12 protein-coding genes are annotated in these 8,853 nt (G+C 70.8%); 9 read left to right on the top strand and 3 right to left on the bottom strand.

Annotation, left to right across the window (positions count from 1 at the left end; all coding sequences use genetic code 11):
• The 8 genes from VFF46_RS25035 to VFF46_RS25000 all read left to right on the top strand — a co-directional run.
• Positions 1-811: glycosyltransferase family 4 protein (locus tag VFF46_RS25035; protein WP_325039650.1), on the top strand; the 811-nt coding region annotated here is incomplete at its 5' end.
• A complete protein-coding gene (locus tag VFF46_RS25030) occupies positions 808-1,551 on the top strand; it encodes an FAD:protein FMN transferase (protein WP_325039649.1) in 744 nt (247 codons plus the stop codon). The genes VFF46_RS25035 and VFF46_RS25030, both read left to right, overlap by 4 nt.
• Entirely contained in the window at positions 1,548-2,207 is a 660-nt protein-coding gene (locus VFF46_RS25025; protein ID WP_325039648.1) for a response regulator transcription factor, read from the top strand. The genes VFF46_RS25030 and VFF46_RS25025 overlap by 4 nt, the downstream gene beginning before the upstream one ends.
• Positions 2,204-3,415 (top strand): HAMP domain-containing sensor histidine kinase, encoded by a 1,212-nt coding sequence (locus tag VFF46_RS25020; RefSeq protein WP_325039647.1) that lies wholly within the window; start codon positions 2,204-2,206, stop codon positions 3,413-3,415. Before VFF46_RS25025 ends, VFF46_RS25020 begins: the two co-directional genes overlap by 4 nt.
• Positions 3,416-3,439: 24 nt before the next feature.
• A complete protein-coding gene (locus VFF46_RS25015) occupies positions 3,440-4,861 on the top strand; it encodes a ferredoxin reductase family protein (protein ID WP_325039646.1) in 1,422 nt (473 codons plus the stop codon).
• A gap of 25 nt (positions 4,862-4,886) precedes the next feature.
• A complete protein-coding gene (locus VFF46_RS25010; RefSeq protein WP_325039645.1) occupies positions 4,887-5,423 on the top strand; it encodes an FMN-binding protein in 537 nt (178 codons plus the stop codon).
• The gene (locus tag VFF46_RS25005) at positions 5,420-5,866 is read left to right on the top strand and encodes an FMN-binding protein (RefSeq protein ID WP_325039644.1); all 447 of its coding nucleotides are present in this window, start codon (positions 5,420-5,422) and stop codon (positions 5,864-5,866) included. Before VFF46_RS25010 ends, VFF46_RS25005 begins: the two co-directional genes overlap by 4 nt.
• Positions 5,867-6,024: 158 nt before the next feature.
• Positions 6,025-6,435, top strand: coding sequence for a hypothetical protein (locus VFF46_RS25000; protein ID WP_325039643.1), 411 nt, complete (start codon positions 6,025-6,027; stop codon positions 6,433-6,435).
• Here VFF46_RS25000 and VFF46_RS24995 read toward each other — a convergent pair.
• The gene (locus VFF46_RS24995) at positions 6,432-7,388 is read right to left on the bottom strand and encodes an alcohol dehydrogenase catalytic domain-containing protein (protein ID WP_325039642.1); all 957 of its coding nucleotides are present in this window, start codon (positions 7,386-7,388) and stop codon (positions 6,432-6,434) included. The two genes, VFF46_RS25000 and VFF46_RS24995, sit on opposite strands and share 4 nt — an antisense overlap.
• Before the next feature lie 67 nt (positions 7,389-7,455).
• Here VFF46_RS24995 and VFF46_RS24990 point away from each other — a divergent pair, with 67 nt between their 5' ends.
• Positions 7,456-8,031, top strand: coding sequence for a helix-turn-helix domain-containing protein (locus VFF46_RS24990; RefSeq protein WP_325039641.1), 576 nt, complete (start codon positions 7,456-7,458; stop codon positions 8,029-8,031).
• A 48-nt stretch (positions 8,032-8,079) separates the two neighbouring features.
• Here the strand turns inward: VFF46_RS24990 and VFF46_RS24985 are convergent, their stop codons facing one another.
• Complete coding sequence (locus VFF46_RS24985; RefSeq protein ID WP_325039640.1) at positions 8,080-8,292, bottom strand: antitoxin; 213 nt, start codon at positions 8,290-8,292, stop codon at positions 8,080-8,082.
• A 14-nt stretch (positions 8,293-8,306) separates the two neighbouring features.
• Positions 8,307-8,786 (bottom strand): hypothetical protein, encoded by a 480-nt coding sequence (locus VFF46_RS24980; RefSeq protein WP_325039639.1) that lies wholly within the window; start codon positions 8,784-8,786, stop codon positions 8,307-8,309.
• Positions 8,787-8,853 lie beyond the last annotated feature (67 nt).

The following is an 8,853-nucleotide window of genomic DNA, read 5'->3' as shown; positions in this document are numbered from 1 at the left end:
GCCGCTCGCCTGGCGGGCCGCCCGGCTGGCGCGGTCCGCGATCATCACCGTGCACTCGCTGCCCGGTCCGACGATGCCGTGGCCGCTGGCGCAGCTCGACCGGTACGTCGGGAACGTCGCCTGGACCGCGGTCAGCGCAGCGGTCGCGAACGTGATCCGCCGGGCGCTGCCGGGGCGTACGGTCGACGTACTGCACAACGGCGTCGACCCGGCCGCGTGGAGACTCTCGCGGCGCGTGCCGCATCCGTTGACGGTCGTCAGCACGATGCGGCTCGCCCGCCGGAAGCGGCCGCTCGCGTTGCTGGACACGCTGGCGGCGATCCGCGACCTCGTACCGTCGAACGTGCCACTTCGCGGGGTGATCGCCGGAGCCGGGCCGCGCGAGCGGGCGCTGGACGCCCGGCGGCTGGACTTCGCGCCGTGGGTGGAGCTTCCCGGGCGGTTGACGCGGTACCAACTGCAGCAGCTGTACGCATCCGCCGACGTGTACCTGGCGCCGGCGGAGCTGGAGTCCTTCGGTGTCGCGGCGCTCGAGGCGCGGTGCGCCGGGTTGCCGGTGGTCGCGATGTCCACGGGTGGTGTCGGCGAGTTCGTCCGCAACGGCATCGAGGGGTATCTCGTCGACACGGACGCCGAGATGGCCCGGGTGACGGCGGCACTGCTGACCAACCCCGCCGTACTGCATCGGTTGCAGCAGTACAACCAGCAGACCCTGCCGAGCATGACGTGGGAGCGGGTGGTCGCTCAGCATGTCGCGGCGTACCAGGCTCAGCTTGTTCTCAGGGAAGGGTCTCTAGCCTCGGCATCATGAGGCGGAGCTGGGTCGAGCAGCTGATGGGGATGCCCATCAGCGTGCTGGCCCGGGGAGCGTACGCCGAGTCCGCCGAGGCGGAGGCCGCGGTCAAGGAGATGTACGCCGACCTGGGCGAGGTCGACCGGGTGTTCTCGCCGTACAAGCCGGACAGCGACGTGAGCCGGCTGGGGCGCGGCGAGGCGGGCTGGGACGACGTCGATCCGGACGTCCGCGACGTCGCCGAACGGTGTGCCGCGGCGCGGGAGCTGACCGGCGGACTGTTCGACGCGGACCTGCCCGGCGGTGGCTGGGACCCGTCCGGGCTGGTGAAGGGCTGGGCGGTCGAGCGGGCCGGGGACCGGCTGCGCGCGGTCGACGGCGTCGACTGGTGCCTGAACGCGGGCGGCGACGTCCTCGTCATCTGCCCGAGCGCCGAACCGTTCACGATCGGCATCCAGGACCCGCACGACCCCGGCCGCGTGGTCGCGAGCCTGGCCCGGACCCGGGGAGCGGTGGCGACCAGCGGTACGGCGGCCCGTGGCGAGCACCTGTACGACCCGCGGACCGGTCGCGCGGCGGCGAGCCGGTGGCTGTCGGTGTCGGTGAGCGGGGCGTCGCTGGAGTACGCCGACGTCCTCGCGACGGCCGCGTTCGTGGCCGGGGACGACTGGCCCGGGGTCCTGCTGCCCGGGTACGAAGGACTCGGGATACTTGCTGACGGCAACCTTCAGGCGACGCCCGGGTGGGGCGTGGCGTGAGCGGCCGGATCCTGCTGATTGAGGACGACGCCGACCTGGCAGGCATGCTCGGCCGGGTGCTTCGCGACGAGGGGTATGCCGTGAAGGTCGCCTCCGACGGGCACACCGGGCTGCACGTCGCGCTGACCCGTCCGTTCGACGCGATGATCGTCGACCGCGGACTGCCCGCGGTGGAAGGGCTGGACCTGATCGCGCGGTTACGCAGCCGCGGCGTCGGTACGCCGATCCTGGTGCTGTCGGCGCGGAACAGTACCGACGACCGCGTCGAAGGGCTCGATGCCGGCGCGGAGGACTACCTGACCAAGCCGTTCGAGCTGACCGAGCTGCTGGCGCGGGTCCGGGCGCTGCAGCGGCGCCACCTCGACCACGCGGAGCAACTCGCCGTACCGGGTGGTCTGCTGGACCTGTCGACGCGGACGGTTCGGCAGGCTGCCGGTGGGCGGGTGGAGCTGTCCGAGCGGGAGGCCGATCTGCTCGGACTCCTGGCGGCTCGGCCCGGTGTGGTGTTCAGCCGCGCGGATCTGCTGGACCGGGTGTTCGACGACGCGGAGTCCGAGACCGTCGTGGACACGTACGTGCACTACTGCCGGCGAAAGCTCGGGCAGGGCGTGATCAGTACCGTACGTGGCCTCGGCTACCGGTTGGGTGGTACATGAGCGGCCGGTTGATCGGCGACGAGGTGCTGGTACGGCGTGCCGCGCGGGGTGTCGCCGTACAGGCCGCCGCGCTGGTCGCACTGGCGATGCTGCTGCTGATCGTGCTCGTCACGGTGGTGATGATCCACGAGCAGTCCGGTACGGCCGACGACCTGCTCCGCGCGGCGGTCGCCAGCGCGGACGACGTGGGTGACCCACCGGCGGGTGCCTGGCTGGTGATGGGGAACTCGGCGTCACCCGGCCTGCCGGACGACCTGCGGCCGGACCTGGTGGCGTTGCGGACCGAGGCCGCCAACCACATCCAGGTGACCACGGTCGAGGACGACGACGGCGCGTACCGGATCGCGACCGGACTCGTGAAGGGCCGTCCGGTCCAGGCGGTCCTCGACCTCGCGTCGCAGCACAAGGAACGGGCGCGGATGCTGCAGGCAATGGGCCTCGCGGCGGTCGTCGCGCTGCTGCTCGCCGGACTGCTGGGCGTGCTGATCGGGCGGCGCGCCGTACGCCCGTTGGCGCAGGCGTTGACGTTGCAGCGCGCGTTCGTGGCGAATGCGGGGCACGAGCTGCGGACGCCGTTGACCTTGCTGAGCACGCGGGCGCAGTTGCTCGGGCGGTCGTTGCACCGCGACGGAGCGAGCGAGCAGGTACTGGACGACGCGGACGGGGTGGTCCGGGACACGCGGCGATTGACCGATGTCGTCGACGATCTGCTGGCCGCTGCCGATCCGCGGCGGGTGGAGGAGCAGGAGCCGGTCGATCTGGTCGGCCTCGCGCAGGACGTCGCCGACGCGGCGGGCGCGCATGCCGAGCAGATGGGGGTTCGGGTCCGGTCCGCGGCGGACGGTGACAGCGCGACCGCGCTCGGTTCGGCGAGTGCCGTTCGGCGGGCGGCGATCGCGTTGGTGGACAATGCGATCGATCACACCCCGCGGGGTGGCGAGGTGCGGATCGCGGTACGGCGGCAGCGGCGGGACGTGATCCTGTCCGTCAGCGACACCGGCCCCGGGATCGGTCCGGAGGCCGCCCAACGGGTGCTGCGGCGGTTCGATTCGGGCGGTCATCGCGGCGGGCGGGTGCATTACGGGCTCGGTCTGGCCCTCGCGCACGACGTCGCGAACCGGCTCGGCGGGCAGCTGCGGCTGGTGCCGAGCGACGCCGGGGCGACGTTCGAACTGGTGCTCCCGGCGGTCGGTCCAAGGAAGAGCTAAGAATCCCGGGGCATCGTCGGAGGCATGACCTCCCGCGGAGCCGCATCGGCGATGAGCAGGCCGCGGATCCCGCACGTCCGGCGCCGGGCACCGCGGACGCCGGCCTGGTGGCGGGACGTCGTCGGTGTCTCGTGCTGGGCGAGCGTCCTGGTGGTCGTCGCGCTGTGGGTCTCGGGGCACGGGCTGCAGAACCTGCTCAGCGGCCCGGCGGACCTGCTGACGTCACTCGGCCGGCTCTCCGGGCTGATCGCGGCCGACCTGCTGCTGGTGCAGGTGTTCCTGATGGCCCGGGTGCCGATGATCGAGCGCAGCTACGGGCAGGACGAGTTGGCGCGGCGGCATCGGCTGGTCGGGTTCTGGTCGTTCAACCTGCTGCTCGTGCACATCGTGCTGATCCTGGTCGGGTACACGTTGCGCGATCACAACGATCTGGTGCACGAGACGTGGACGGTCGTCACGACGTACGGCGGGATGTTGCTCGCGACCGCGGCGGCGATCGCGCTGACCCTGGTCGTGGTGACGTCGATCCGCGCGGCGCGGAAGGTGCTGCGGTACGAGTCGTGGCATCTGCTGCACCTGTACGCGTACGTCGGCGTCGGGCTGTCGATACCGCACGAGATCTGGACCGGTGCGGATTTCTCGACCTCGCGGCTCGCGCAGCTGTACTGGTGGTCGGCGTACGGCGTCGCGGCCGGGGCGATCGTGCTGTACCGGTTGCTGCTGCCGGCCTGGCGGACGTTGCGGCACGGGCTCACGGTGACGGAGGTCGTCCGGGAAGCGCCGGGCGTGGTGACGGTCCTGATCGGTGGACGCGGGCTGCACCGGATGCCGGTGCGGGCCGGGCAGTACTTCGTGTTCCGGTTCCTCGACGGGCCCGGATGGTCACGGGGCAATCCGTACTCGCTGTCGGCCTCGCCTGCTCCGGACCGGCTTCGGGTGACCGCGAAGGCGGCCGGTGACAGTAGCAGCCGGCTGGCGCGGTTGCGGCCGGGGACACGGGTCGCGGTCGAGGGGCCGTACGGGCGGTTGACCGCGGAGCGCCGGGTGACCGACCGGGTCGCGATGTTTGCCTGCGGCATCGGTATCACGCCGCTGCGGGCGCTGCTGGAGGAGCTCGAGTACCGGCCGGGGGAGGCGGTGCTGGTGTACCGCGCGCACAGTGAGCAGGATCTGGTGTTCCGGGACGAGCTGGAGCAGCTGGCCCGGCGGCGGGGGATCGCGGTGCACTACCTGCTGGGGCCGCGGCTGCGGCGGCGCCGGTCGTGGCTGCCGGACGGCGCGGCGACGTGGTCGGACGAGTACGCCGTACGACGGCTGGTGCCCGGGATCACGGAGTACGACGTGTATCTGTGCGGGCCGGACCCGTGGATGGACGCGGTCGCGGCCGCGGTGCTGAAGGTCGGGCTGCCCGCGAACCAGCTGCACCAGGAACGGTTCTCATGGTGAATGTCATGGTGAGAGGAGAACGTGCGTGAGGCGCGGGATCAGGCTGCTGATGACGGTGGCGACAACGGCGGTACTGGCGGTGGCGTTCCGCGCCAGCCTGCAGTCGAACACGACCACCACCGGGCAGGCCGCGGTGGTCAGCTCGACGACGCCGGCACGAACTGCCCACCCAGCACGCAGGACTCCACACAGGACAACACCAACTGCTCCTACGAACAAGCCAAAGCCAACCACCCCCGCAAAGAAGCCGACGCCAACCACCCCGGCGAAGAAGGCGGTTGTGGTTTCAGGCGGCGTGGTGGACACGCAGTACGGGCCTGTGCAGGTGGAGATCTCGGTCAGCGGTGGAAAGATCACCAGGTCGCATACCCTGCAGCACCCGAGCGGCGACGGGCAGACCGACCGGATCAACGGGTATGCCGTGCCGCAGCTCGACCAGGAGGCGATGGCTGCGCAGAACGCGAACATCGACACGGTGTCCGGCGCCACGTTCACCTCGGGTGGGTACCGCCAGTCGCTGCAGTCCGCGCTCGACGCCGCGCATCAAGCCGGCGCGTTGTGACCGGGCACTCCGAGCGCCTGCGCCGCAACCTCCTCGTCGGCGGCGGTACCGGCGTACTGCTCCTGCTGCTCTTCCTCTACCCGACCAGCACGAACCACGTCGACCACCCGGCGACACCCGCCGCCGCGCCAGGTGTCGTGAGTACGTCGGCCGGCGACGTGACGGTGAACGGTGCGTCGGCCGGCACCCGGTACGGCCCCGTCCAGGTCCGGATCGCCATCCGCGCGAACCGGCTGGTCACCGTCGAGGCGCTCGTCTACCCGTCGTCGGGTGGACGGGACCGCGAGATCAGCTCGTACGCCCTGCCGCAGCTCAAGCAGGAAGCGCTTGCCGCACAGAGCTCCCACATCGACACGGTGTCCGGGGCAACGTTCACCTCTGACGGATACCGTCGCTCACTGCAATCTGCTTTGGACGCAGCGCATTTCCGCACCGCCGGCTGACGATACCCGGAGTTCGTTGACGGTTCAGCGTGCCGTGTGAGACGTGCCAGACCGGGCTGCTACCTGATAGACACGGGGTCCGGTACGTGTTGCGGACAGGGAAGCGGCTTCCGATGGTGATGGCATGGCGGTTCGGCGCTGTTGGCGTGGACGCCGTCATGGCGGTGCTCCAGGACCCGGCCCTGTTCGCGGACTGGATGGTCGCCGTCCCGTCGGAGATCCGCGCCGACCCGAACTGGCCGCGGAAGGGCAGCGTCGTGCAGCGGTACGACGGCCGCGAACCGCGGATGCGGCACGCCGAGAACCGGCACCTGACGGTCGCCCTGGTCGAGCGCTGGCGACCGGAGGACGAACTGATCCTGCGGCTGCGCAGCGGTCTCGGCGGATGGGTGCGGATCTGGGTCAGGGTGCAGCCGCGTCCGGGCGGCGCGCTGATCGAGGTCCAGGCCGAGCCGCTCACCGCGACCGCCCGCCTGCGCTTCACCGGCGCCTCCCGCGGCCGTGCCGAGGAACGCTGCGCGCAAGTCGCCGAACGCCTCATCGAGCTGGCGGCAAAAGAAGAACCCTAGGTCGTCAGCACGATCCGCCCGAACACCTCGCCGTCCTGCATCCGCAGGTGAGCGACTACGGCGTCGTCGAGCGGCAACTGCTCGTGGATCACCGTCGGCACCTGCCCCTGCGCCGCGGCAGCGAACTGCGCGGCACGGACGGTCCGGCGATCCGCCGCCGGTACCGTGTCCGCGCTGAACGTTGCGAACGACAACGACTTCCGGAAGTTCGCCATCAGCGCCGTACCGAGGCCGTCCGGCGGCGGACCGGCAACCGCGCCGACCGCGACCAGCCGGCCGTTCGGCCGCAGCCTGCCGAGGAACGACGGCACGTCCGGTCCGGCGACGACATCGATGATCACGTCGTACGCCGGGGGACCGGCACCCGCACCGGAACGGTCCAGCACGTGCGTCGCACCGACCTCGCGCAGCAGTTCCCCGCGCGCCGCCGACGAGGTCGTCACGGCCACCGCGGACGCGCCACCGCGGGCGGCGAGGTGGACCGCCAGGATGCCGATGCTGCCGGCCGCGCCGCGCACCAGCACGGACTCACCGGGACGGAAGTGCGCGTGGGCGAGCCCGAAGTGCGCGACGACACCCGAACTGCCGAGCGTCACCGAGCCGGCGGCGGAGTGGCCCGGCGGCAACGGTACGACGTCCTCGACCGCCGCGGTCGCCTGCTCGGCGTACCCGCCGCCGAGGCCGGTGAACGCCCACACGCGCTGCCCGATCCAGGCCCGGTCCGTCTCGGGGCCGACGGCAACTACCGTGCCCGCGACCTCGGAGCCGGGGACGAGGCCTTCGCGGAAACCCCAGGCGGACAACGCGCCGCTGCGGATCAACGCGTCGACACCTCCGACCCCGATCGCCTCGACCGCGATCAGTACCTCACCGGCGCCCGGCTCCGGGTCCGGCAAGTCGACGACGCTGAGTCCTTCGGGTCCGCCGAACGCCTTGATGGCCACTGCCTTCACTGCTGTCTCCTCTCGACTTCCTCGAGAGTAAGTGGACGCGGGCGTCCGTTTGGCTAGAGTGAGAGCTGTGACGGAGCTTCTGCCTCGGAAACTGCGGGCTGACGCGGAGGACAACCGCGAGCGGATCCTGGCGGCAGCGCGCACGCTGTTCGCTCAGGCCGGGCTGACGGTCCCGATGCGGGACATCGCGCGCGAGGCGGGCGTCGGTCCGGCGACCTTGTACCGCAGGTTCCCGACCAAGCAGGACCTCGCGACCGCGGCGTTCGCCGAGCAGGAGCGGGCGTGCCGGCAGATCGTCGAGGATGGCCTGGCTGCGGACGATCCGTGGGACGGGTTCTGCCTGGTGATCGGGCGGATCTGCGAATTGCACGCGCGCAATCGCGGATTCACCGACGCGTTTCTGGCGACGTACCCGGAGGCGGTGGACAACAAAGCGAGTCGTGAGCTCACCCTGAAATCGGTTGGGGTGCTGGCGCGGCGTGCGAAGGCGCGGGGGAAGTTGCGCAAGGACTTCGCGTTGGCGGACTTGGTAATCATGCTGACCGCGCATCGTGGTCTGCACGCGTCCACGCCGGCCGCCCGGCTGGCGGCGTCGCGGCGGTTCGCGGCCCTTACCGTGCAGGCTTTCCGGGCACATGCCTGAGGCGGCCGTGGAACGTGTCCACGACCGCCTCTCAGCACTGGCGTTCGGTCAGCCCTCGTGGTTGAGGTTGTTGACCTGGTCCTTCGCGACGCCGACGCCCTTGTCGATCTGGTCGCCGTACTTGCCGCCGGTCTTCTCGTCGACGAACTCGCCGGCCTTGTCCAGACCCTGGCCGACCTGCTCCTCGTGACCGTCGATCAGGTCCGCGGCCTTCTCCTTCAGGCCTTCAGCCGCGTCCTTGAGGTTGTCGAAAACACCCATGCTCTGATCCCCGCTCAGTTTCCGTAGTTGTTGTTGTCGTCGTTCGACGAGCCGTAGCCGCCGCCGTTGGAGTCGTTGCCCGAGTTGTCGCGTCCGCCGTAGCTGTCGCCACCGTCGTTCGAGTCGTTGCCCGAGCCGTAGTTGCTGCCACCGTCGCGCGAGTCGTCGCCGGAGTCGTTGCCGTAGCTGCTGCCCGAGTCGTTGCCCGAGTCATTGCGCTGGCCGTAGTCGCCGCCCGACTGGTTGCCGGAGCGGTCGTCGCCGCCCTGGTTGTAGTCGTTGCCGCCGTTGTTGCCGCCGCCGTACGAGCCGCCGGATTCCCCTCCGCTGGAATCGCGGCCGAAGTCGTTGCCCGAGTCGTTGCCCTGGCCACCGGAACCGTAGTTGTCGCCGGAGCCCTCCCGGCCACCCTGCTCGCCGTACTGTCCTTCGTTGCGCCGGCCCTCGTTGCCCTGGCCCTCGTTGCGCTGGTCTTCGTCGTAAGGATTGCTCATGCGATATCTCCCCGTGAGATATGAGTTGTCGCCCGCCCGGAGCCGAACGTGTCGAGCAGTGTCGCTC

This window comes from Kribbella sp. (assembly GCF_035655035.1).
GTDB lineage: Bacteria > Actinomycetota > Actinomycetes > Propionibacteriales > Kribbellaceae > Kribbella.
Note: the sequence above shows the minus strand (reverse complement) of the source record. Positions and strands in the feature narration are given on the sequence as shown.

What these genes read in the sequence shown, in the direction of transcription:
- VFF46_RS25030 (WP_325039649.1), top strand. Translation starts at nt 808, where the DNA reads ATGAGGCGGAGCTGGGTCGAGCAGCTGATGGGGATGCCCATCAGCGTG.
- VFF46_RS25020 (WP_325039647.1), top strand. Translation starts at nt 2,204, where the DNA reads ATGAGCGGCCGGTTGATCGGCGACGAGGTGCTGGTACGGCGTGCCGCG.
- VFF46_RS25015 (WP_325039646.1), top strand. Translation starts at nt 3,440, where the DNA reads ATGACCTCCCGCGGAGCCGCATCGGCGATGAGCAGGCCGCGGATCCCG.
- VFF46_RS25000 (WP_325039643.1), top strand. Translation starts at nt 6,025, where the DNA reads ATGGCGGTGCTCCAGGACCCGGCCCTGTTCGCGGACTGGATGGTCGCC.
- VFF46_RS24985 (WP_325039640.1), bottom strand. Translation starts at nt 8,292, where the DNA reads ATGGGTGTTTTCGACAACCTCAAGGACGCGGCTGAAGGCCTGAAGGAG.
- VFF46_RS24980 (WP_325039639.1), bottom strand. Translation starts at nt 8,786, where the DNA reads ATGAGCAATCCTTACGACGAAGACCAGCGCAACGAGGGCCAGGGCAAC.